Source organism: Spiractinospora alimapuensis (assembly GCF_018437505.1).
GTDB classification, from domain to species: domain Bacteria; phylum Actinomycetota; class Actinomycetes; order Streptosporangiales; family Streptosporangiaceae; genus Spiractinospora; species Spiractinospora alimapuensis.
This window is the reverse complement of the sequence record NZ_CP072467.1, coordinates 758591-782065: the sequence shown is the minus strand read 5'-3', so window position 1 is coordinate 782065 and position 23475 is coordinate 758591. Positions and strand designations below refer to the sequence as shown.

General features: G+C 71.0%; 22 protein-coding genes. 12 read left to right on the top strand and 10 right to left on the bottom strand.

The features are described from left to right. Window positions 1-60: 60 nt before the first annotated feature. Window positions 61-603: a TrmH family RNA methyltransferase gene (locus J4H86_RS03665; protein WP_236542065.1), complete on the bottom strand. Its 543-nt coding sequence runs from the start codon at window positions 601-603 to the stop codon at window positions 61-63. Between the two features lie 113 nt (window positions 604-716). Then, the gene (locus J4H86_RS03660; RefSeq protein ID WP_236542063.1) at window positions 717-1358 is read right to left on the bottom strand and encodes a class I SAM-dependent methyltransferase; all 642 of its coding nucleotides are present in this window, start codon (window positions 1356-1358) and stop codon (window positions 717-719) included. A 116-nt stretch (window positions 1359-1474) separates the two neighbouring features. Here J4H86_RS03660 and J4H86_RS03655 point away from each other — a divergent pair, with 116 nt between their 5' ends. The 4 genes from J4H86_RS03655 to J4H86_RS03640 all read left to right on the top strand — a co-directional run bounded on the left by J4H86_RS03655 (window position 1475) and on the right by J4H86_RS03640 (window position 3513). Continuing rightward, window positions 1475-1756 (top strand): DUF1876 domain-containing protein, encoded by a 282-nt coding sequence (locus J4H86_RS03655; RefSeq protein ID WP_236542062.1) that lies wholly within the window; start codon window positions 1475-1477, stop codon window positions 1754-1756. Window positions 1757-1873: 117 nt separating this feature from the next. Continuing rightward, a complete protein-coding gene (locus J4H86_RS03650) occupies window positions 1874-2311 on the top strand; it encodes a helix-turn-helix transcriptional regulator (protein WP_236542060.1) in 438 nt (145 codons plus the stop codon). A gap of 9 nt (window positions 2312-2320) precedes the next feature. Then, window positions 2321-2737 (top strand): VOC family protein, encoded by a 417-nt coding sequence (locus J4H86_RS03645; RefSeq protein ID WP_236542058.1) that lies wholly within the window; start codon window positions 2321-2323, stop codon window positions 2735-2737. Window positions 2738-3357: 620 nt separating this feature from the next. Beyond that, on the top strand, window positions 3358-3513 hold the full coding sequence (locus J4H86_RS03640; protein ID WP_236542056.1) for a hypothetical protein: 156 nt from the start codon (window positions 3358-3360) through the stop codon (window positions 3511-3513). An 18-nt stretch (window positions 3514-3531) separates the two neighbouring features. Here the strand turns inward: J4H86_RS03640 and J4H86_RS03635 are convergent, their stop codons facing one another. The 4 genes from J4H86_RS03635 to J4H86_RS03620 are packed head-to-tail and all read right to left on the bottom strand — an operon-like array spanning window position 3532 to window position 7286. Further along, window positions 3532-4299, bottom strand: a complete 768-nt coding sequence (locus tag J4H86_RS03635) for an NUDIX hydrolase (protein ID WP_236542054.1) — start codon at window positions 4297-4299, stop codon at window positions 3532-3534. Between the two features lie 7 nt (window positions 4300-4306). Beyond that, window positions 4307-5254 carry a VWA domain-containing protein gene (locus J4H86_RS03630; RefSeq protein ID WP_236542052.1) on the bottom strand — a complete coding sequence of 316 codons (948 nt, stop codon included), beginning with the start codon at window positions 5252-5254 and terminating at the stop codon, window positions 4307-4309. Beyond that, the gene (locus J4H86_RS03625) at window positions 5251-6237 is read right to left on the bottom strand and encodes a DUF58 domain-containing protein (RefSeq protein WP_236542050.1); all 987 of its coding nucleotides are present in this window, start codon (window positions 6235-6237) and stop codon (window positions 5251-5253) included. The genes J4H86_RS03630 and J4H86_RS03625 overlap by 4 nt, the downstream gene beginning before the upstream one ends. Further along, window positions 6234-7286, bottom strand: coding sequence for an AAA family ATPase (locus J4H86_RS03620; RefSeq protein WP_236542048.1), 1053 nt, complete (start codon window positions 7284-7286; stop codon window positions 6234-6236). The genes J4H86_RS03625 and J4H86_RS03620 overlap by 4 nt, the downstream gene beginning before the upstream one ends. Window positions 7287-7416: 130 nt before the next feature. Here J4H86_RS03620 and J4H86_RS03615 point away from each other — a divergent pair, with 130 nt between their 5' ends. After that, window positions 7417-8178, top strand: coding sequence for a hypothetical protein (locus tag J4H86_RS03615; RefSeq protein ID WP_236542046.1), 762 nt, complete (start codon window positions 7417-7419; stop codon window positions 8176-8178). 720 nt (window positions 8179-8898) lie between these two features. On the opposite strand, the gene J4H86_RS03610 is transcribed toward J4H86_RS03615, so the two are convergent. Continuing rightward, entirely contained in the window at window positions 8899-10461 is a 1563-nt protein-coding gene (locus J4H86_RS03610) for an AMP-binding protein (protein ID WP_236542044.1), read from the bottom strand. 132 nt (window positions 10462-10593) lie between these two features. After that, window positions 10594-11691 (bottom strand): pyridoxal-phosphate-dependent aminotransferase family protein, encoded by a 1098-nt coding sequence (locus J4H86_RS03605; protein WP_236542042.1) that lies wholly within the window; start codon window positions 11689-11691, stop codon window positions 10594-10596. 249 nt (window positions 11692-11940) lie between these two features. Between J4H86_RS03605 and J4H86_RS03600 the strand changes: the two genes are divergently transcribed. After that, entirely contained in the window at window positions 11941-13419 is a 1479-nt protein-coding gene (locus tag J4H86_RS03600; RefSeq protein WP_236542040.1) for an aminopeptidase P family protein, read from the top strand. 43 nt (window positions 13420-13462) lie between these two features. Here J4H86_RS03600 and J4H86_RS03595 read toward each other — a convergent pair whose 3' ends face one another. Further along, window positions 13463-14077 carry a TetR/AcrR family transcriptional regulator gene (locus J4H86_RS03595; protein ID WP_236542038.1) on the bottom strand — a complete coding sequence of 205 codons (615 nt, stop codon included), beginning with the start codon at window positions 14075-14077 and terminating at the stop codon, window positions 13463-13465. 103 nt (window positions 14078-14180) lie between these two features. Here J4H86_RS03595 and J4H86_RS03590 point away from each other — a divergent pair, with 103 nt between their 5' ends. Beyond that, window positions 14181-15686, top strand: coding sequence for an FAD-dependent oxidoreductase (locus J4H86_RS03590; RefSeq protein WP_236542036.1), 1506 nt, complete (start codon window positions 14181-14183; stop codon window positions 15684-15686). Window positions 15687-16939: 1253 nt separating this feature from the next. Further along, window positions 16940-17755, top strand: coding sequence for a class I SAM-dependent methyltransferase (locus J4H86_RS03585; protein WP_236542034.1), 816 nt, complete (start codon window positions 16940-16942; stop codon window positions 17753-17755). A 75-nt stretch (window positions 17756-17830) separates the two neighbouring features. On the opposite strand, the gene J4H86_RS03580 is transcribed toward J4H86_RS03585, so the two are convergent. Then, window positions 17831-18400 (bottom strand): TetR/AcrR family transcriptional regulator, encoded by a 570-nt coding sequence (locus J4H86_RS03580; protein ID WP_236542032.1) that lies wholly within the window; start codon window positions 18398-18400, stop codon window positions 17831-17833. A 157-nt stretch (window positions 18401-18557) separates the two neighbouring features. On the opposite strand from J4H86_RS03580, the gene J4H86_RS03575 reads away from it, so the two are divergent. Genes J4H86_RS03575 through J4H86_RS03560 form a run of 4 tightly spaced genes read left to right on the top strand, consistent with a single transcriptional unit; the run spans window position 18558 to window position 23415 of the window. Beyond that, complete coding sequence (locus J4H86_RS03575; protein WP_236542030.1) at window positions 18558-20366, top strand: ABC transporter ATP-binding protein; 1809 nt, start codon at window positions 18558-18560, stop codon at window positions 20364-20366. After that, window positions 20363-20695: a hypothetical protein gene (locus J4H86_RS03570; RefSeq protein ID WP_236542028.1), complete on the top strand. Its 333-nt coding sequence runs from the start codon at window positions 20363-20365 to the stop codon at window positions 20693-20695. Before J4H86_RS03575 ends, J4H86_RS03570 begins: the two co-directional genes overlap by 4 nt. Further along, window positions 20692-22443 (top strand): ABC transporter ATP-binding protein, encoded by a 1752-nt coding sequence (locus J4H86_RS03565; RefSeq protein WP_236542026.1) that lies wholly within the window; start codon window positions 20692-20694, stop codon window positions 22441-22443. The genes J4H86_RS03570 and J4H86_RS03565 overlap by 4 nt, the downstream gene beginning before the upstream one ends. Next, entirely contained in the window at window positions 22444-23415 is a 972-nt protein-coding gene (locus J4H86_RS03560) for an ABC transporter substrate-binding protein (protein WP_236542024.1), read from the top strand. Window positions 23416-23475: the final 60 nt, after the last annotated feature.

The following is a 23475-nucleotide window of genomic DNA, read 5'->3' as shown; positions in this document are numbered from 1 at the left end:
GCGGCGACGGTGGGGTGCCGAGGCCCCGCCGCGCGGGCACCTCGTGGGTCGCCGAAGGGTTCACCGCTGGGCCGGTTCGCGCTGCCACTCGCGGTTGCGGGTCTCGGCCATCGCGATCGCCGCGGCGACGGCCACGTTGAGCGAGCCCACGCGCCCGATCTGGGGGATGAACGCGACGGCGTCGACCGCGCCCAGCAGCGCGGGGGAACAGCCGTGGTCCTCGCCGCCGACGGCGAGACAGACGTCGCCGTCGAGGTGGGCCTCGTGCAGGGGGGTCGCGTCCTCGGTGAGTTCCACCGCGACCACTCCGTAGCCGGCGTCCCGGGCCTCGGCGACGGCGTCGGCGCTCGTGGTGCGCCGCACGGCGATCTTGCGTTCGGTTCCCAGGGCGACCTTGCCCACCTGCGGGTGGGCGGGGTCGGCGGAGTTCCCGGTGAGCCACAGGGATTCCACGCCGAAGACCGCGGCGGTGCGCAGGATGGACCCCAGGTTGAAGGGCTGGGTGACCGATTCCACGATCAGGCTCAGCCGGCCCTCGGTGCGTCTGCGCCACTCCCGGTTCAGTCGCTTGACGTCAGTGGGGCGCAGTTGGCGTCTGTTCAACCAGTCCTCAAGCTTCGAGTCAGCGTGGTCAGGAGCCTACAGCCTAGGCCATGCGGTGCGCGCGTGCGGTGCGGAGCGCGGGCAATCCGTGGGGCTCGGGAGACGCCACGGGCTCAGGCGCGCTGGGTCCGCGTCGCCGCCACACGCAGTACGCGGTACCCGCTGCGTGAGGTGAGGCGTTCGCAGGCGTTGCCCCGTTCGTCCAGCCACCGTTGCAGGGAGTCCGCCCCCAGGTGCTTGTGGGCGACGAGGTGGGCGTGGGCCTCGGGGGCGAGCCGGTCCAGCCACAGCGCGAGCAGCGCCCGCAGGGCGTCCTTGCCGATCCGGATGGGCGGGTTGGACCACAGTGCGGCGAACGGGCCGTCGACCCCCGGCGCCGCCTGGGGGTCGACGGGGGCGGCGGTCTCGTCCACCTGAACGAAATCGACGTTGTCGAGGTGGTTCCTCGTGGCGTTCTCCCGCGCTCGCGCAACCGCACGCCCGTTGACGTCCACGCCCAGCACGCGCGCCCCCGGTGCCCGGGCGGCCATGGTCAGGGCGATGGGACCGTATCCACATCCCAGGTCCAGCAGGGTCCCCTCGGCGGGTGGCGGCGGCACGCTGTCCAACAGGACGCGGGTGCCGGGGTCGACCCGGTCGGGAGAGAACATCCCACGGTCGGTCGCGAGCACGAGTCGGCGGTCCGCCAGCAGCAGGCTGACCTCCGCGGGGCGGCTCGTGCTGTGTGGGTCGGCGTCGAAGTAGTGCGAGGACACGGTGTGACGTTAGCAGGGTCGCCTGGTGTCGCGGACCTCGTCACGGGGGATATGTGGCGTTTGGCGGCCCTGCGACCAGTCAATATCTCCAGTGAGGGAAGAAGTGGGTGAGGGCGGTGCAGACGAAGAAGCGATGGAACGTGGACATCCTCGTCTCCGAGGAGGCCGAGGGCGACCACGCCAACACGTGGGCCGAAGTGGGATTGGTGTCGCCGGACCTGCCGGAGTTGCGCGGGCGCGGCATGGCACGCAAGCACCCCGAGGACATGGACATCCCGGAGATCGGGGAGGAACTCGCGGTATCGCGCGCGCTGGCCGACCTGGCACGCCAACTGCGCCAGACGGCGTGGCAGGACATCGGCGAGTCGACCGGGATGCGCGTGCCCATGCAGCGGTGAGTCGACCGAGGGGCGTCCCCGGTGGCCGTCGTCCCGCGCGGGACGACTGGTGCCCACGGTCGACCCTCCTGGGTACCATCATTACCCCCGGCTCGGCGAGGCGGGGAGTCACCGCTGATGGGGGTGTTGGTGTTGGTCGACCTGGAGGACCTCCGGCGGCTGCGCCGCTCACGTGACGTGATGGACCGCCACTACGCCCAGCCACTCGACGTCCCCGCGCTGGCGCGCGTCGCGCTCATGTCGCCGGGCCACTTCTCGCGCAGCTTCCGCGCGGCCTTCGGCGAGACGCCCTACAGCTACCTGATGACCCGCAGGATGGAGCGCGCCAAGGCCCTCCTCCGCCGGGGGGACCTGACGGTGACCGACGTGTGCTTCGCCGTGGGATGCTCCTCGCTGGGATCGTTCAGCTCACGATTCACCGAACTCGTGGGGGAGACCCCGAGCGCCTATCGCGGGCGGCGACACGACGAGGGCGCGGGCGTCCCGGCGTGTGTTGCCCGAATCCATACCCGACCCGTCCGAAACAGAGAAGCCATTCGCCCCGCTGGTGCCTAGCGTTGGGGCATGAGTATTTCACTGTCCCAAACCTTCATCACGGTCGACGACCACGACGGCGCGCTCACCTTCTACCGGGACGCCGTGGGCCTGGAGGTCCGCAACGACGTCGGTTTCGGCGAGTTCCGATGGGTCTCGGTCGGTGCGCCGGAACAGCCCGACGTCACCATCGTCCTGGAGTCCCCACTGGCGGACCCCAACGCCGCCGAGGCGGACCGGCGGACGGTGAGGGACCTGATGGCACGCGGCCTGCTGCGTGGCGCGATCTTCGGTACCGACGACTGTGACGCCGTCTTCGACCAGGTCCGTGCCGGCGGCGGCGAGGTGCTGCAGGAGCCGGTGGACCGACCCTACGGGGTGCGCGAGTGCGCCTTCCGGGATCCGGCCGGCAACATGGTGCAGTTCCACCAGCCGCTCGCGGGATGAGGCGCGCACCCACGTGCGCGGTCCGGTGGACGTCGGGCCTCGTCGGGAACGTCGCGCCCGCCGGCCGCCCGGTGCGGAGGGCGACCCCGACGTCCGCGGAGACGGTCCGTGTGAGTCCGGGACCGCCCCGCAGCGGAAAGTGGGAACGAAGGCCGTCACCTCACCAGGTCGTGTTCTTTGAACCGCTGTGCCTTGTTGATGCGCTGTTGGGGGTGCTGGGGATTCGTGACCGCCAGGACGGCGTTGGCCGCGGCGATCCTTTCGGACGGCCAACCAGGATGCCCGTCACGGATCGTCGTGCGAGCCGAAGCCCGGGCTCCACTCAGGGCATCATCGCGCAGCCGCCCCCGTAGGGGCGACGACCGCTCCCTCACCCGAAAGCCTGCAAACAACACGTTTTAGGCGGCCGTATGGCACTGGGTCTTTGGGCCTGGGAAGCGGCAGCCGGTAGGAACGGGCGTCACGCCCCCGCCCACGAGTCCGAAGACCTGCCCGTGGCAAGCGGTCACCACCCGGTGCCCGCTTGAGTCCGAGCCTCGCGGGTGGGCACGACCGAACACACGGGTCCGCAGCGCCCCCTCGGCCGTTTCCCGTCGGACGAGCTCGCGAGGAGAGAGCAGTTGAACGCACCACAGCGCATCGGCCCCACCGTCCTCGGATATCCCCGTGTGGGACCCGACCGGGAACTCAAGGCGGCGTTGGAGGGCTTCTGGGCCCAGCGAGTGGACCACGCCGAACTTCTCGCCGTCGCGCGCCGCCTGCCACCGTCGCGGTGACGCCCGGGAGGGAGGCCCTCAGGTTTCCGGGACGTCGCCCAGCACGGTCGTGGCCGTGAGCGACAGCTCCAGGGTGGGGATCTCCTCGGCGGTGAACCAGGCGGAGCGCTCAGTGGAGCCGTTCACCTCCAGCACCCGTGCGGTCGTCGGCCGCGCCACGTGGGCGCGAAGAACGACCCACACCGCGGAGATCTCTGTGTCGACCCCTTCGGGTCCGATCTGGCCGACCGCGTGGTGGTGCCGCACGCTGAGCACGGAGGTGACGACGGCGTCCTGCCCCGTCTCCTCGCGTATCTCCCGGTGGAGCGCGTCCTGGGGTGCCTCGCCGTGGTCGGTGCCTCCGCCGGGCAGGTGCCAGGTGCCGGCCCCGGGGAACCCCGGTGCGATCCTGCTCAGGAGGACACGACCGGCGGGGTCGGTGACGAGACCGTAGGCGGCGAAGCGACGCAGGACGTGCCCGGTCGGCACCACGTCGTCCTCTTCCAGGTCGGCGGCCGCGGGAAGGAACGCGTCCGACGCCAGCGAGGACGCCACGTCGTCCGCGCCGGACGACGTGGCGGGTGCGAAGATCACGCGGTCGATGTGCATGCGGACGTCCCCGCCGTGCAGCACGGCGAGCTCGGTGCGCACCGCGTGGGGACGCAAGCCCACCCCCGGTGCGAGCTCCCGGGCGACGGCCACCAGGTCGTCGGTGAACTCGACGCGTCGACCGACGGGGGGCCGGCCGTCCGCGGAGAGGACGTGCACGGTGACCCGACGCGGGTACTGCCCAGTGGCGGGGATCATCGCTTCCTCAGGGGAGTCGGGAGAACCAGACCAAGGAGGCCCCAGCGGTGGCGAACGCGGCGACGAGGGCGAACGCCATCACCCAGGGGCCGATCTCCTCGTGTACGGTCTCGGCGCCCAGCGAGCTGCCGATGTCGTCGTAGACGGAGTCCAGCTCCGCCTCGGACTCGGCCTCATAGAAGTGGCCCTCGGTCTCGGTCGCGAGGAGCTCCAGGGCCTCCTTGTCGATGTCGGCCGGGATGATCTGCCCCTCGATCTCGATCATCGCGACCCCGGAGCCGAAGGCGATGGTGGAGATGGGGACCTGGGCGCTGTGGGCGGCCTCGCTCGCCAGCGGAACCGGGCGTCCGCTGGTGTTCTCACCGTCACTGAGCAGAACCACGGCCGAGGGTGGGGGGTCCTCGTCGGCGTCGTCGTCGAAGGACTGGATGCTCTGCAGCGAGGTGAACACCGCCTCACCGATGGCGGTGCCCGGCGCCATCTGGAGGTGTTCGATGGAGTCCACGATCGCCTGGTGGTCCTGGGTGGGGGAGGAAACCACCGTCGCGTTCGCCGAGAACGCCACCAGTCCCACGTTGAACCGGTCCGGCAGGGACTCCACGAAGCTCTGCGCGGACTCCTTCGCGGCGGTGATCCGGTCGGGGGTGACGTCGGTGGCGGCCATCGAGGGGGAGACGTCGATGGCGACGATGATGGTCGCCCGCTCCCGTGGCACCTCCACCTCCATCGCGGGCCGGCCCATGCCGACGATCAGGGTCGCGCACACCACCAGGAACAGCGCCGCCGCGACGTGGCGGCGCCAGGCGGGGCGGGCGGGGGCGACCTGGTCCAGCAGCCCCAGGTTGGTGAACTGCAGCGCGTAGTGGCGGCGCCGTCCCTGGCTCCAGACGTAGGCCGCGATCAGGGCGGCCAGCCCGAGGAACAGCCACAGCCAGTGTGGTGAGAGGAAGGTCATCGGGGGACCACCGGGGTGTGCTGGGAGAGCTGTCCGGCCGTGCGTCGCTGGTGCAGGACGAACCGGGCGATGTCGCGCACCCAGTCCCGGTCGGTGCGCAGCACCAGGTGGGGGACACCGCAGCGGCGCATGCCGGCGTGGATGGCTTCGCGTTGGGCCGCGGCCGCCGCCGCGTAGCGGCGTTGGACGTCCGCGGAGAGGTGGACCTCCCGGGTACGCCCGGTCTCCGGATCACGCATCGTCACCCATCCTAGGGCGGGCAGGTGGAGTTCGCGCGGATCGAGGATCTCGATGGCGAGCACCTGGTGACGGGAGGACAGCGACCGGAGTGGGCGCTCCCAACCGTGGACGGTCTCCGCCGTGGTGGCCCCACCTGCGGGATCGAGGAAGTCCGACAGGACGATGCGCAGCCCGCGCCGTTTGCGGACCCGAGCGAGATCGTCGAGCGCGGCGGCGAGGTCCTGGCCGGATCCGGCATCGTCGGCGCCGCCTGGTGCGCGCGTCGCGGTGGCCAGCATCGCGAACAGGGGCGCCTTCCCGGACTTCGCGGGCCAGCGGCGGATCTGTCCCCGGTGTAGGAAGTGGGCGCCGAAACGGTCGCCGACCCGCTGGGTCAACGCGTGCATGGCGGCGAGCGCCCCGATGGCGAGGTCGCGTTTGCGGGTGTTGGTGGTGCCGAACTCCATGCTGGGGGAGAGGTCGAGGAGGGTCCAGGTCTCCAGCTCGCGGTCGGCGACGGTGTCACGTACGTGGGGGACGGTCGTGCGGGCGGTGACGCTCCAGTCCATGCGGCGCACGTCGTCCTCGCCGGGCTGGTAGAGACGGGCCTCGCCGGGTTCGCTGCCGGGGCCGGAGCGCAGCCCGAGGTGTTCGCCGTGCAGCAACCCGTCGAGTCGACGCAGGACGCGCAGTTCGAGGTTGCGCAGGGCGTGTGGGCTGGTGAGCGGCCCGGTGTCCCGCTCTGGGTCCTCCTGGGTCGTCACCGTTGCGGCACCAGGGTGTCGGAGTCCCCGGCGGGCGGGTCCTCCCAGATCACGTGCGGCGGGGCGACGGCGCCCAGGACCCGGTCGATGACGTGGCCGGTGGTGAACCCGTCGGCGAGGGCGTCGAAGGTCAGCACCAGGCGGTGCGCCATGACGTCGCGGGCCAGGTAGCGGATGTCGTCGGGCAGGACGTAGTCGCGGCCACGGATCACCGCGAGCGCCCGCGCGCTGGCCGCGAGGCCGAGGGTCGCACGGGGACTGGCCCCGATCTCGATGACGCGGCGCAGGTCACCGAGACCGTACGCCTCGGGTTCCCGGGTCGCCATGACCAGCCGCACGATGTAGTCGGCCACGAGCTGGTGCAGTTGGACCTGTTCGGCGTGGGCCTGGAGCTCGCTGAGGGTGACCGGATCGAGGACGCGTTCGGCCCGGGGCGGGTCGGTGCTCATCCGGCGGAGGATCTCCATCTCCTCGTGGCCGCGTGGATGGGGCACCGTCACCTTCATCAGGAACCGGTCGCGCTGGGCCTCCGGGAGCGGGTAGACGCCCTCGGACTCGATGGGGTTCTGGGTGGCGATGACGATGAACGGCTCGGGCAGCGCGTGAGTGTGTCCGCCCAGGGACACCTGCTTCTCGGCCATGACCTCGAGCAGCGACGACTGGACCTTGGCGGGGGCGCGGTTGATCTCGTCGGCGAGGACGAAGTTGGCGAAGACGGGGCCGAGCTCGGTGTCGAAGCGTTCACTGGAGGGATGGAAGATGCGCGTACCCACGATGTCGGAGGGCACCAGGTCGGGGGTGAACTGGATCCGGTTGAAGGTGCCGCCGGTGACGGTCGCCAACGTGGACACGGCGAGGGTCTTGGCGACCCCGGGCACCCCCTCCAGCAGACAGTGGCCCTTGGCGACGAGCGCGACGAGGGTGCGTTCCACCATGTGGTCCTGACCGACGATGACCCGGCCGACTTCGCGCAACGCCGCCCGGGCCAGTGCGGTGGCCTCGGCGTTGGACGGCGGTTCGGTCTCTCCGCGCGCGGCGGAATCCGACATAGCGCTGCTCCTCGGTCGGCGGGTTGGTGGTGCTTCGCCCGTTCTGGGTAGGTTGATGGGCAGGTATTCGCGAGACTACCCACTGCTGTATGGGAACAACCGCCGCACAACCCCTCCGGGAGGGCGCCACTTGGCTTGGCCGCTTCAGGATAGCGATCCGCGCCAGCTCGGCGTCTACCGTCTGGTCGAGCGCGCGCGGGTCGAGTCCGCTGGCGTGGTGTACCTCGGGCGTGGCCCCGACGGCGACGACGTCAGCGTCGCGTTGTTGAGCGCGCGGGCCGCGGCCGACCCCCTGGCTCGGGAGACGTTCGTGGCGGCCGTGCGCGACGGTTCCGGCGTCGAGAACGCGCCGGAGGTTCTCGCCTCCCGCCTGTCCGGCCCGCCGACGGTGTGGGTCGCCTGCGACGGAGCCGGCTCTCCCGACGCGGCCGTCGTGTTCCTGCGCGCTCTGCCCTCGGAGACGGGACGCGCGGCCTCGACGAAGGGGCCGGTGTACCGTCCGCACTGGGATCGCGGCCCCGCCGTCGGCGTGCTCAGCGGGGCGTGGGCGAGCTGGGCCGGACCCTGGCGCGGTCGCGCCGGCACGGCCCAGATGGACCGCCGCGTCCTCGCGCTGCTGCTCCTGCTTCTCGCCCTCATCGTCGCGATCATCGTGCTGCTGGTCTCCCTCTACCCCCTCCTCGTCGACGTCCGCGAGGAGGCCGCCTCCACCACCGAGGAGTCCGAACCCACCCCCACACCGTCCCCCGAGGAGGAGCCGTCCTCCGACCCTGATCCCTCCGGCGAGTCTGAGTCACAGCCCGAGAGCATCCCCGAGGTCGAGGTCGACCCCGAGGAACTCGAGGAGTTCCAGGGCGAGGAGGGCACCTCCGACCCCACCGACATGGGGTAGTGGCGACGCCGACCCCGGAGGCCCGGCCCCGTGGCCGAGGTGGTGGGTGATTCCCTCCGGATCGCGCTTGAGGCGGGCGGAGCGCCGCTCGGAAAGGGAGCCCTGGGCGGACCACGCCCGTCGGCTCGCTGACGCTCCCTGCCACCGGTCCCACCGACGGCGCGACCACGTGACCCACGAACGGGTCGAGGGCCCTGTTTCTTGGCCGGTCTGTGAAGTGGGCCCGGGGACTGGAGCTCTTGGTTTGCGTGGCCCGACGTCGTGACCTCTCCGATCATGTGGCCCTGTTCACTGCGCTCATGCCGTCGACCGCCCATCGGGCGAGCGGTGGGCCGGCCACCACGGGGTCCTCAACGCGACCATGTTCGGAACCCGTGCCGGGGTCTCCCCATTGACTTCGCCGCCATCCGGCCTCTGGAAGTCGGCACTGTCGCCCCTAACGCTTGTGGCTGGCGGGCCTCCCGGCCATCGACCGAGAGAACCACCCGACATCCACGCCATCATCCACACGCGAAACAACACCGGGGAGGTCACAGCCCGGGGAAATAGTCGTCGGGACGACTTTCCTTGGTTCCGCGCCGCGCCCGGGCGTCGTCCGTCGCCTTCACGCGTACCGCCCGGCGTCGTCGTGCCTTCGCCGGTCCGGTGAGGTGGTGACCACGACCGAGGCGACCGACACGTGCGCTGGGGCAGCGCGTCGTGGGCCCCCGGGGCGCCCGGTCAGGCGCGGGGGACGCGGCCGCGGCGCATCTTTCCGCTGGCGGTGCGGGGCAGGCGGGACACGAAACTGACTCGGCGGGGGAAGGCGTGGCTGGCGAAGCGTTCGCGGACGTAGTCCTGTAGGACCTGGGCCATCGCGTCGTCACCGGTCTGGCCGGGGGTGAGGACCACGTCGGCGGCGACCAACTGGCCGGCGATCTCGTCGGGGACGCCGAACACCGCCGCCTCGGCCACCGCGGGGTGGCCCAGGAGCGCGTTCTCCACGTCCATGGGGCTGACCCGGTAGCCGTAGGTGACGATCGCGTCGTGGTCGCGTGAGGAGAAGAAGAGGTAGCCGTCCTCGTCCTGGGTGCCGGCGTCCCCGGTGACGTACCAGTCCCCGTCGGGGCTGAACCGGTTCGCCGACGCCGCCGGGTTGTTGTGGTAGCCGGTGAACCACATCAGGGGGCTGGCGTCGGGCGCGGTGGCGACGGCGAGCCGGCCCGGATCACCCGGCTTGGCCTCGTTGTCGTCGACCGCGTCGAGGACGGAGAGCGTCCATCCCGGCATGGCCCGTCCGGCGGACCCCCCACGGACGGGAACGTGGGCGTCGGCATGGTGGGCGTAGCCGGCCACGACGCCCAACTCGGTCTTGTCGTAGTGCTCGTAGAGCGGGGTGCCGAACAGGTCGAAGGCCCATCCGGCGAGTTCGCTGCCCAGGGGTTCCCCCGCGCTGGAGAGGCGGCGCGGCATGATCTCCGGCGGGAGGGTCTTCACCGTCGCACGCAACGCGCGGTAGACGGCGGGGGTCGCGGTGAAGTTGGTGACGCCGAGGGTGGACAGGACGTCGAGTGTGAGCTCGGGGTCGAACCCGGCCCGGAGCTGCACCGTGGCGTGGCCGGCCAGCAGAGGGGCGACGAGGCCGTAGTAGAGGCCGTAGCCCCACCCGGGGTCGGTGGCGTTCCAGTAGACGTCGGAGGGCGTGACGTCGAGCCCGAAGTGGAAGTAGCTGTGGAACGCGGCCAGGGCTCGCACCGGGACGGGGACGCCACGCGGAGGGCCGGTGGGACTGGAGGTGTAGACGAGGAGGAACGGGGCGTCGCCGCCCACGGCGACCGACGGGACGGGGTCCGCCGGCGCGGCGGCGTCGAGCTCGTCGGTGGTGTGGACGTCCCAGGGGGCCGCGTTGAGGTCCTGGCGCAGGGGCTCGGCGTGCGCCGGGTCGCAGATGATGGCGGTGGCCGCCGCGTCGTGCGCTCGTTGTGCGACGGCGCTGGGGGCCAACGCCGTGAACAGCGGCATCTGTACCGCGCCCAGCCGCCAGATCGCCAACGCGGTGACGGCCTGTTCGTGGCCCTTCTCCATGAAGGTTCCCACGCGGTCCCCGGCCCGCACGCCCAGCGCGCGCAGTGTGGCCGCCCGGCGTTCACTGCGTTCCCGGAGGTCCGCGAAGCTGAGGTCACGGACCTCCAGGTCGGCGGTGACCTCGGTGACGGCGGTGTCGGCGGCGGGGTGGCGGTCGTTCAAGAGGAGGGCGACGTTGGCGTCGGCAGCGCCGTAGACGTGTACCCATTCACGGATCACGCGGCCCGCTTCCTCCATGGCATGCCCCCCTACGCCCGGTTTGCCCACATGACGTCGCTCTCACCCTATTGGGTGAGAGCGAACACAGGGTAAGGGCCGCGGAAACCGGGAGGGGCTATCCGCGGGGTGCGCTCACCGGCCCAGGACGCGGCGCAGCGCCGCCAGCACGAGCTCCACCCGGTCCAGCCGCGCGTTGTGCCCCATCAGCCCGATGCGCCACACGGAACCCGCGTACTGGCCCACGCCCGCACCGATCTCGATGTCGTAATCCTCCAGAAGCTGGGCGCGTACCTTGACGGAGTCCACGTCCTCGGGGACGCGCACCGTGGTGAGCTGCGGGAGGCGGAATCCCTCGGCCGCGAAGAGCTCCAGGCCCAGTTCGGTGAGTCCGTCGCGCAGCCGGGCACCGGCCGCGGCGTGCCGCTCCTCGACCTCGGGCACACCCTCCGCCAGGAGCCGGCCCAGGGCGGCGTGCAGCGACGCCACCATCGCGACCGGAGCCGTGTGGTGGTAGGCCCGTCCCGAGGCACCGCCGCGCACGTAGTCGCCGAGGAGACCGAGGTCGAGGTACCACACGGGTGGGGTCTCGACGCGGCGCTCCCATGCGCGCTCGGACAGGGAGAAGGGAGCCAGTCCCGGAGCGACCCCCAGACACTTCTGGGTTCCGGAGTAGGCGATGTCGACGTTCCAGGCGTCGAGCTCGGTCGGGATTCCGCCCAGCGAGGTCACGCAGTCGGCGACCAGGAGGGTGTCGGGGGAGTGGCCGCGCAGGGCCGCGCCCAGGGCCCCGATGTCGCTGCGGACGCCGGTCGAGGTCTCGGCGTGCACGGCCGCGACGATGGCGGGACTCGGGTGGGCGGCGAGGACACGGTCGACGTCGACGGGCTGACCCCACTCGTGGTCGACGCGCACCACCTCCGCGCCGTACCGCGCGGCGACCTCGCACATCCGCACGCCGAACAGGCCGTTCACCGCGACGACCACGACGTCACCCGGGCGCACCGTGTTGCTGAAGGCGGCCTCCATGCCGATGGAGCCCGTCCCCGACAGCGGCATCGTCATCGGGTTGCGGGTGCGCCACACGGTGCGCAGGCGTTCGCTCGTCTCGTCCAGGACGCGAATGAACTCCGGGTCCAGGTGGCCGAGCAGCGGCGCGGAGAGGCCGGCGGTGGCCTCGGGGTACGGATTCGACGGGCCAGGGCCCAGCAAGGTGCGTTCGGTCACAGGCATGGCCGCCATAGTAGGTGGTGAGCGCGGTGGGTGGCCACAGCGGGGGAGACTGACTTCCTCTCCGGACGGTCCTCGCGGGGGAGGGCGACTTCGGCGGGCGGCGTCGGCTCAGGGATGCGGCGCGGCGACGTGTACGCACGCCACACACCCACGGGGAGGGCCCCGGCGGGGACGCTGACGTCCGCCTCGTGCCCCTGCGGCATCGGGTCCCTAGGATGGGGACAAGGGACCGAACAGAGGAGGACGACGGTGTCTGAGCAACAGTCCGGTGACGCGCGATCCGCCGCGCGGCCGGAGTTTCACCCCCGGAAGAACGGCGCCTACCAGTCGGTGTCGGAGGAGCTGTCCGCGTGGATGCGCACCGGGTGGGCCGACACCGAACGCCGTGACCTGGACCCGTGTGAGCAGGCGCCCTACGCCGCCAAGCGCCGCGCGGTGCTGTCGGCACGGTTCCCCGGCGAGCGCCTGATCATTCCCTCGGGCCGGCTGAAGACACGCTCCAACGACACCGAGTACCCCTTCCGCGCCGCCTGCGACTACGTCTATCTGACCGGGGACACCTCCGAGGGCGGCGTGCTCGTCCTGGAGCCGCGCGCGGGACACGGGCACGAGGCCCTCGCCTACCTGACCCCTCGGTCCAGCCGGTCCAACGGTGAGTTCTGGTTGAGCGGCCACGGCGAGCTGTGGAGTGGTCGACGCGACAGCCTCGAGGAGGCGGCGCAGCTACTGTCGGTGCACACGCGCGACGTGCGGGAGCTCTCCGACTGGCTGCGGCAGGCACCGCGCATCCCCACCCGGGTGGTTCGGGGGCACGACGCCGGCGTGGAGGCGGTGCTCGCCGAGCTGCGTGAGGACGCCGAGACCGCTGCCCAGGCCGACGCCCAACTCGCCGTCACCCTCCACGACCAGCGCCTGATCAAGGACGAGTGGGAGATCGGGCAGCTCCGTGAGGCGGTCGCCGCGACGGTGCGTGGGTTCCACGACGTCGTGCGCGCCCTGCCGGAGGCGGTCGCCACCTCCGAGCGCTACGTGGAGGGGACCTTCTTCCGTCGCGCCCGGGTGGACGGCAACGACGTGGGCTACGGGACGATCGCGGCCGCCGGTCCCAACGCCACCACGCTGCACTGGCAACGCAACGATGGGCCGATCCGCCCCGGCGAGCTGCTGCTCCTGGACGCCGGTGTGGAGACCTCGACGCTCTACACCGCGGACGTGACCCGCACCCTGCCGATCAGTGGGCGGTTCACGGCCGACCAGCGCCGGGTCTACGAACTGGTGTACGCCGCCCAGGAGGCGGGAATCGCGGCGGTGGCCCCGGGCAACCCCGTGCGGGCCTACCACGAGGCCTCCCAGCGGGTGCTGGCGGAGGGGCTCGTGGAGTGGGGCCTGTTGGAGGGGCCGGTCGAGCGGGTCCTGGAGCTGGGGCTCCAGCGCCGCTACACCTTGCACGGCACAGGGCACATGCTCGGCCTCGACGTGCACGACTGCGCCGAGGCGCGGACGGACAACTACCGGGACGGCTACCTGGCCGCCGGCATGGCGTTGACCGTGGAACCGGGCCTGTACTTCCAGCCGGACGACCTCACGGTCCCCGAGGAACTGCGCGGCATCGGGGTGCGCATCGAGGACGACGTCGTGGTCACCCCCGAGGGCAACATCGTCCTGTCGGCCGACCTTCCCCGCACCGCCGACGACGTCGAGCGCTGGATGGCCGAACTCCTGCCCTGAGCTCGGGGTGCGTCCGCTCCCGCGCCGCCCGCCGCGCGGGCGGTCAGGTGTCGGGTGGGGACCAGGTCACGGCGGGGAGGATGACCTGGTCGACGATGGCCGCCAGCTCGTCGTCGTTGAGCGCGCGCTGACGGTCCAGCACCATCTTGATCACGAGGGCCTCGCCGACGTCCGTGACGACCGGGGTGATGCGGTGTGCGTCGACGCGTCCGTGGCTGGCGTAGTGACGCAACACGGTGAGCGTCACGGTGCCGCCGCGTGGTTCGAACACGCGGCGGTGCATGGCCTCGGCGAGTTCGGGGTACTGGTCGCTCGTCACCATGATGCGGCCGGACACCATGCCCATCGGGGTCTGCATCCAGTCGCTGAGTTGACCCAGCGCCCGAACCAGGTCACCGCGTAGGTCCGCCGCCTCGGGATCGACCCGTTCGGCGGGAAAGGTGTCGTGGAGGGCGTCCAGCAGGATGTCGTGGACCGTGGGCCATCGTCGGTACAGCGAGGTCTTCGCGGTGCTCGCCCGTCGCGCGACTCCCTCCATGGTCATCCCGGCGACCCCGAGCTCCACCGCCTCCTCGATGACCGCGGCGTGGATCGCCTCGATCAGTGCGGCGCCCCGCCGCCGTGACCGTCCCCCGCCCGACTGGTTCTCTTCCACCACACATCCACCTTAAGAAACGGCTGCGTTGCTAAAGATGCTCGCATTGGATACGCTTGCGTATCTAATGGCCTCGTGTGGGGGCCGCGAGCACAGGGAGCGCACCATGACCCGAACCAGCGAGACAAGCACGACAGCGGCCGTGACCCCGGGCGATCCCCGGTACGACGATCTCACGCGACGGGGGAACACGCGTTTCGTCGGCCGCCCCGCGGCGTTCCGCGTCGTGACCTCGACCGAGGAGGTCGTCGCCGCCGTGCAGTACGCCGTGGACAACGGGCACCGAGTCGTCGCGCGCAGCGGGGGCCACTGCATGGAGGACTTCACCGACCACCCCGACGTGCACACCGTGATCGACCTCTCCCTCATGAACCGTGTGGACTTCGACGACGCGCGCGGGGCCTTCGTCGTCGAGCCGGGAGGTTCGTTGGCGGGCGTCTACCGAGCACTGGACCGCGGTTGGGGGGTGACGATCCCGGCCGGCCTCTACCCCGGCGTCGGTGTCGGTGGGCACGTCGCGGGCGGCGGCTACGGTTACCTCTCCCGCTCGCACGGCCTCGCCGCCGACCACCTCCACGCCGTCGAGGTGGTGGTCGTCGACGGCGACGGTGTGGCGCGCGCCGTCGTGGCCACCCGCGAGGACGACGACCCGCACCGTGAGCTCTGGTGGGCGCACACCGGAGGTGGCGGTGGAACCTTCGGGATCGTGACCAAGTACTGGATGCGCTCGCCCGACGCCCGGGGAACAGACCCCGCCCAGCTCCTGCCGGCGAGCCCCGGCGACGTCCTTCGCTTCAGTGTCGAGTGGAGCTGGGACGCGATGGACGAGCGCTCCTTCACGCGGTTGGTGGCGAACCACGGACACTGGTGTGCGCGGGAGAGCGGCCCGGACTCACGGTTTTTGGGAATGCACAGCGAGTTCTACCTCTGGCGGTCGGTCATGGGCACCATCAGCCTGGACGGCGTGATGGTCGGGGAGGGGGCCGAGGATCTGCTGCGGGAACACCTGGCCGACCTGACGGCCGACGTGGCCGCCCCACACTCCCTGGAGTCACGACGCGTGTCCTGGCTCTCGGTGACCGGGGAACTGCCCGGCGGACATGACTCGCGGACGGCCCGGATGAAGGTGAAGGACGCCTATCTCCGCCGTCCGCTGACCGAGGAGCAGATCGCGACCATCTACCGTCACCTGACCCGTGACGACGTGCCCGTCTACGGAGGCGCGGTGAGTCTGCACACCTACGGGGGCGCCGTCAACGCCCGTGACACCGACGCCACCGCCACCGCGCAGCGCGACTCCGTCCTCAAGCTGGTGCCGATCGCGACATGGGGCCTGGAGGGCGAGGGTGAGGAGGAGCACCTCGGCTGGCTGCGCGAGGTCTACCACGACGTCTTCGCCGACACCGGCGGTGTCCCCGTCCCGGGCGACGCCACGGACGGCGCCTACGTCAACCACTGCGACCGCGACCTCGCCGACCCCCGATGGAACACCTCGGGCGTCCCCTGGTCCACCCTGTACTTCAAGGACAACTACTCCCGACTCCAGCACGTCAAGCGCGACTGGGACCCCACGAACGTGTTCCACCACGCCCTGGCGGTGCGCCCCACGTGATCACCCTCCCCGGCCTCCCACCCCGCGGGCACCGGGAGCCAGGGAGGTCGGCCAAGCAGTGACGCTGGACCTATGTCGTGTTTTCTGAGCCGGTGTGCCCCTTGGGGGCTGGGGCTTCGTGGCCGCCACGACGTTCGCCGTGTCGGTCCTTTCCAACAGCCAACCAGGGGTGCCCGTCACGGATCGCCGCGCGAGCCGAATCCCGGGACCCGCCGCGGCACCATCCACGAGGCGACCCCAGGAGGGCGACGACCGCTCTCCCACCCGAAAGCCCGCAAAACACTCCCCGACCCCTGGTACTCGGTGGTCGCGGCTCGTGGGGGACGGAGAGGACGGGCGGCCGCCAGCGCCAGGCGGGATCGCCGTCTGGTGTGATACTTCGGCGCCACAAGTGCGCGGGCGTCAACCGAATCATGGTGGTCAGCGCACTGTGGGCAGTGCGCGAGGTGGTCTGGCGGCCGTCGGAGCGGGCGCCGGCGATGGCCTGGGTACGGGGACGGCGTTCGGAGTCATCCTCGGGGCCCCGGCCGGTGCCTTGGCCACCGTCAGGCTCATCGCGGGGGCGTCCACGGCCGAGCGGCGCGACCCGGCTGCGGACGTAGGACGGACGCGGGTCGAGGTCGCGGGTGTCGATGTGGATCACCGCTTCGTCGTATGTGGCCTCGATCAGTGCCGGAATCGGGTCGTTCCCGGCCTTGGGTATGGCGGGTCGCCGCGAACTTCTCGCTCTCGTACCGGATGCCCGGTTGGTCGGCGGTGGCGGCGCGTCTGGCCAGTGCAGCCGTCGTATCGTACGGCCGATGCCGTCGGCGGCGACGACCAGACCAGCGTTCAGCTCGCCGTGGGACTGGCAGACCGCGTGTGATCGCCCCGGCGGCCCGGGCCGCGCGGCCGTCGTGGGCGATCGGACCCTCGAGGCCCTGTCCGTGCGGTCCCATGGGGGACATGTTCCACCCCATCCTCGCCGTGCGGCCCACCTGATTACCGCTGAGTGGCCCGGACCGGGAGGGGGTCGGGCCCGCCGCCCCCCATCGCCGCCGTGTTCGTGGTCGTGGGTTTGACCGCGGCGGGCCTACGGACCACGCCGGACGGGGGGCGTACGGGCTTCTCGTCCCGATGCTGGCCGGACCCGGGGAGTACAGGCCTACCGCCTCCGCGGTAGGCCCCGGTGACGCTCCGCGTGGGACGACGTGAGCCTCCCGCGCGCGGCAGCATCGGCCTCGGAACCAGCCACCGGTAGGGGAGACCACACGATGAGCAACGAGGCGGCACACGCCACCTGGAACGGGCCGGACGGCGAGAACTGGGCGACGCACCGCGACCGTCTGGAAGCCCTGTCCGCGGGGGCGACGAAGCCCTTCTTCGACGAGGCGGCGATCGGCCCGAGCGACCAAGTTCTGGACATCGGGTGCGGCAGCGGCCACAGCACACGCGCGGCGGCCCTCCGGGCGTCACGTGGCCACGTGCACGGAATCGACATCTCCCAGGCGATGCTCCGCGTCGCCCGCACCGACGCGGAGCGTGAGGGGATCGACAACGTCACGTTCCTGGAAGCGGACGCGCAGACCCACGCGTTCGACGCGGCTGCCTACGACGTGGCGATCAGCCGTGCGGGCGTCATGTTCTTCGACGACCCCGTGGCGGCGTTCGGCAACGTCCGTTCGGCGCTGCGACCCGGTGGACGATTCGTCTTCCTGTGCCACCGCGACGCCCCCGGCGTCGCCCAGGACCTCATGGCCGTGTTGTCCCAGCACCTGGAGCCCCCGACCGACGCCACCCCGCCCCCCGTGGACTTCACCGACGACGCCGACCTGATCCGTCTGTGCGACGCCGCCGGCTTCTCCTCGGCTCGGGCCAGCGCGATCGAGTACGAATGCCACTGGGGTGACGAGCGCGAGGAGACCGTGGACTTCGTCCTCAACGTTCACCTGCGCATGCTCACCGCCGGCCTCGACCCCGAGGCCCGCCGCGACGTCAGCGCGGCACTCGACACGCTTCTGATCCCCCACACCGACGCGGAGGGCATCACCCTCCCGGCCCACGGGTGGCTCGTCACCGCGACTGTCTGACTCTCTCGGTGTCGTCGGTTTCCGTTGCCGTAACGGTCATCCCGGCTCCCGAAGTGGACACCGGGACTGCCGCGCTCAGCCGTGGGCGTCGGATCCCACCCCGGGGGTCGGGACGAGCGTGTGGCACATCCGTGTCAGCGCGTCGAGGATCCGTCGCTCGTCGTCGGGGTTGTGGACGATGTGGTCGGCCGCGCCGTGCATCGCCGAGTAGAGGATGACGGCGGTCGCCTCCGGGTCCTGAACGGGGAACCGCAGCTCCGCCAACAACGCCGTGAGGGCGGTCACGGCCGCGTTCGGTTCCTCCGCACCCGCACGTTCGAGCGGGTGGAAGAGCACGTCGTGGAGACGTAGGTCGCGGAGATACTCCGCGACGCCGGTTCGTAGCCACCGCTCGACGCTCTCCACGCCTGTCGCTTCCCCCGCCGCGACACGTTGGCGTTCGACGAACCGTCCGACATACCGTTCGCGCAGCGCGCGAAGGAGCTCGGACTTGTTGGCGAAGTGCAGGTAGAAGGTGCCCTTGGCCACTCCGGCCCGGGTCGTGACGTCCTCGATGGTGAAGGCGTCGGTGTCACGTTCGGTGACGAGTCGCTCGGTCGCGTCGAGCAACTCGCCGCGCCGCTGTTCCGCTGGTTTGGTTCGCACCACGTTCCCTTCGCCCTAGGTCAGGCTATCGCGGCGATCGCCGCCCACGTCCGTTTCGGTCGGTAGGGCAGAGCGGGAACCGCGACGCACGTCTGTTGCTTGGGTGAGACTAGCGGCCTACACTGACTGACCGTCAGTCAGTTTACGGAGGAGCGCGATGAGTACTACGACGGCGACCGAAGCATCCCCGCATGAGAAACCGCCAGATCCCGTCGATCCTCCTCCGTCCGACCGACTCGCCGGAGGCGACGCGCTGGGGAGCCTCCTCCGTCCGGTGCGACCGCACCTGATCGGGTGCGGCCTGTTGGCGGGCGTGGCGGCCGCCGCCGGCTTCGCGCCGTACGTGGCCGTCGCGCAGATCGCACACCTGCTCGTGGCCGACGCGGGTCCCGTCGCCACGCCCGCCGTATGGGGGTGGGTCGCGTTCGGGGCCGCGGGCGCCGGACTTCGACTCGTCCTCGTGTTCGCCTCGTCCCGCCTGGGCCACTACGCCGACGCCCGGCTCCTGCACGACCTGCGCGAGCGCATGGTGCGACGACTCGGAGTCGTGCCGCTCGGCTGGTTCAGAGAGCACGGATCGGGGGTGGTCAAGCGTCGGATGACCAACGACCTGGAGGACATGCACCTACTCATCGCGCACTCGCTCGGCGAGGTCATCGGTGCGGCCGTCGCGATCGTCGTCGGCCTGACCTATCTGGCGAGCGTCGACCTCACCATGACCGCCGTGACCGCCGGAGCGCTCGCGGCGATCGCCGTGTGGTTCCAGATCTCGATGCGTTCCATGAGCCACCACCTCGACGGCCTGGTCCGCGCGGAGGAGCGCATCAGTGCCGCCAGCGTCGAGTACGGCGACGGGGTCGCGGTCGTCAAGACCTTCGGTACCGACGGACGCGTGCTGCGCCGATTCGTCGACGCGGTCGAGGAGTACAGGACGGCCTTCGCCCGGTGGACCTCGGAGGTTCGCTACAGCTCCGCCGTCACCCGCCTCCTCGGCGCGGAGATGTCCCTCCTGGCGATCCTCGCGGTCGTGGGTCTCACGCTCGTACACAACGGGTCGCTGTCCATGGCGGAGCTGCTTCCGTTCTGGGTGATCGGGGTCGGCCTGCCCACGTCCATCAATCCCGCGGTCCAAGGGGCGCAGGGACTGCGGAAGGGGCGCGTCGCGGCGCAGCGAGTCGAGGACCTGCTGACTCTGGATCCCCTCGCGACCCCCTCCCAGCCCCAACACCCTCGGGGCTCCGAGGTCGAGTTCGACCACGTCACCTTCTCCTACGACGGGCGGACGCCAGCCCTCGACCAGGTCTCGGCGGTGTGTCGGCCCGGTACCGTCACGGCTGTCGTGGGCCCCTCGGGGGCGGGCAAGTCGACCCTCGCCAGCCTCGTCCCCCGCTTCTACGACGTGACAGGGGGCGCGGTGCGGATCGGGGGCGTGGACGTCCGGGACATGGACGCGGCCACACTCCTGGGTTCGATGGCGCTGGTGTTCCAGGACGTCATGCTGCTGCGGGACACCGTCGCCGCGAACATCCGGGTCACCCGCCCGGAGGCGAGCGACGCGGATGTGGTCGCCGCCGCCAAGGCGGCCCACGTCCACGAGGTGATCGAGCGCCTGCCCGACGGATACTCCACCGTCCTGGACGGAACGGGCGGACTCTCTGGAGGCGAACGGCAGCGTCTCACCATCGCCCGGGCGATCCTCTCCGACGCGCCGATCGTCATCCTCGACGAAGCGACGGCCTCCCTCGACGCCGACAGCGAGGCCGCGGTGCAGAATGCCCTGAACCGGTTGATCGTGGGACGCACGGTGCTCGTCGTCGCCCACCGTCTGCACACCATCGCGGCCGTCGACCAGATCCTGGTGCTGGAGTCCGGAGGCCTGGTCGAACGCGGGACACACGCCGAACTCCTGCGCGCACGCGGTGTCTACGCGCGCATGTGGGCCGCTCAGGGGGTGGAGGAGCCGTGACCACGCACCGACCCTTCCTCATCCTTCCGCGGTTCCCCAACGCGGCCATCGTGGCCCTGCCGCCCGGGGTCGCGGAGTACGGCGACTTGGCGACGATCGCTGAGCCCGCGTGTCTGTGCCGTCAACTCCGTGTCGGGCTCACGGTGGTCGTGGCCGACCCCGGCTCCACGCACGGCGGTCGCCACCGACAGCGGATCGCCCTCCTGCGCGACGGCCAGGTCAGGGAGTGCGGCTCTCGAACGGATCTCATCCGGCGGGGAGCGGACTTCGCGCGACTCGACCACGCGTGGCAGGCGGGCCCATCGACGCCGACAGGAGAAGCGGCATGATCACGAATCTCTACCGCCTGATCCCGCTCCCACGGATGATCCTGCGGTTGGGCGCCCTCAACGCTGTCCTCGCGGTGCTCCAGGGCCTGCTCTTGGGCTGTCTCATCCCCCTCCTGCGCGCGCTACTGCCGACGCCAGACTTCGCCGCCGCGGCTCCGTGGCTGGGGATAGCGGGAACCGGCATCGTCATCTACGGCGTGTTGACCGTGATCGCGAGTCCAATCGGATTCGCCGCCAGCGGGGATCTCGCCGCGCGACTTCGCCACCAGTTGATGACCCACGCGACGACCCTGCCACTCGGATGGTTCACCGCGGAGAACAAGACGCGGCTGGCCCGCGCGACGACCACCGACGCCGGCAATATCGGCCACCTCGCCGTGACAACGGGAGGCCCGGCGATCACGGGCACGTTGACCCCGCTCACGATCATCGCGGTGACCATGGCCGTGGAGTGGCGCGTGGCGCTCCTCCTGGCCGTCATCCTCATCGTCTCCCTCCTGGTGCTGCGCCGCGCGGGACGGATCTCCTCCCAGGCCGAGCTCGAGTTGGACCTCGCCGCGTCGGAGGTGGCGAGCCGCGCCGTAGAGGTGGGCCAGGCCCAACCCGTACTGCGAGCCGCCGGACTCGGTACCCGCGGTACCCCCAGAACGCGCCAGGCACTGGACGACCACCGTGAGGTCTACCGCCGTGGGCTGCGTCGCAGCGCCCTGCCCGACCTCATGTTCACCGCCGTGGTCACCGCGGGGTTCGTCGCCACCCTCGCCGTGTGCGGTTTCCTCCTCGTCGGGGGATCGATCGGTGTCGTTGACGCGATCGCGCTCCTGGTGCTCGTCGCGCGTTTCACCGAACCGCTCAGCAACCTGATCGAACTCGTGGGCGCGCTCCACGCCATGGACAACTCCGTGAACCGCGTGCGGGCCATTCTCGCGACCCCTGGGCTCCCCATACTGACGCCCGGCACCGAGCGGATAGGGGAGGCCAGCCTCGAGTTCGACGACGTCACCTTCACCTACGACGAGGGCCCGCCCGCACTCCGATCGGTCTCCTTCCGTGTCGAACCGGGCAGCACCACCGCGCTGGTGGGACCCTCCGGATCCGGCAAGTCCACGATCGCGCGCCTAGCCGCCCGCTTCTTCGACCCCGACAGCGGCGTCGTACGTATGGGGGGTACGGATCTTCGGCACATCGACCAGGAAGTCCTGCTCGGGGAGATCGCGATCGTGTTCCAGGACGTCTACCTCCTGGACGACACCATCGAGGAGAACCTTCGTATCGCACGGCCGCGGGCGACATGGGCGGAACTGGAGGACGCGGCACACAAGGCGCGGTTGGACTCGGTGATCGCCCACCTGCCCGAGGGCTGGCGAACCCGGGCCGGGGAGGGCGGATCGCGTCTGTCCGGCGGAGAACGCCAACGGGTCGCGCTGGCCCGTGCCTTCCTGAAGGACGCCCGCGTGGTGCTGGTCGACGAGGGCGCCTCGGCGCTCGACCCGGAGAACGAACGCGCGATCAGCGACGCGATCGCCGCGCTCGCCACCGACGACCGACGCACCGTCGTCGTGATCGCGCACCGTCCCGCCACCCTTCGCGCCGCGGACCGGGTCGTCGCGCTTGACGAGGGTGCGGTCGTCGAGTCGGGACCCGCGCGGGAGCTGCGAACGGGAGACGGCCTCTTCGCTCGACTGCACTCCCAGTACGAGCGGGCGAACCAGTGGCAGATCACCACCGACGGGCAGAGGAGGGCATGAGTGCGTGCGCGCGACGGCGGACTCGTCCTTATGGTCCTCGGGCTCATGTCCTGCTCCCCGGCCTCCCCCGACCGCGAGCACGAGCACGAGGAGTCCGTCACCGTGGAGGGCGCGTCGGGGGCGGTCACGGTCCCCCGCACGGACACCGGCATCTGGGCACTTGACGAGATCACCGGGCTGCACCTGCTCTCCTTGGACGTCACCCCGACGCGGTCGGCCCTGCCCATCGACCTCGGTGACGCAGTCTCCGAGGCGGGAGTCGAGATCCTGGAGGACGGTGGTGTGGAGATGGTGGATCCCTCCCGGCCGGAGCTGGTCGCCGAAGTCGAACCGTCGCTCATCATCGGAGTCAACCATCCCGAACACCAGGAGCTGCTGCCCCACCTGGAGCGGATCGCACCCGTGTTGCTCGTCGAGGACAACGACGCCTGGGACGAACAACTGGCCGTGCTGGGAAGCGTCACCGGTCACGAGGACGAGGCGAACACGGTGACCGAGCGCATCGAGAGAGAGGTGGACGCCCTCTCCGACCGAATCGCGGCCTCCAGCCACGCGGGGACTTCGGTGTCGTTGCTGTCCACCTGCGGCGATCAGGTGTGTGTGTACGGCGGAGCCCGTGCGGCCGGCAGCCTGCTCGACCAGCTCGGACTGTCTCGACCCGAGGCTCAGGAGTCGGTGGGCAACACCTGGGGGTTCACCCAGGTCTCGGCGGAGGCCCTGCCCGACCACTCGGCGGACGTGGTGCTGTCCCTGGTCGGATCGATCGGCGCCACGTCCGTGACCGACCACGTCCTGTTGGACACCACCGACTCCGTCACCGCCGACGTGGACTTCGGCGCCTGGTACGGCTCAGGGCCGCTGCATCTGACGTGGATGCTCAGGGACCTGGACAGCGTCCTGTTCGGTGATGGCGTGACCACCGACGTCGCCGACGCGGCGCGCCTGTGGCGGGTGGTGCGCGGCGCGGAGTGACGTGGAGTGCGCCCCCGGAACGGTGGGACCATCGTCGTCCCGGGGGAGTTGGGCGCCCCC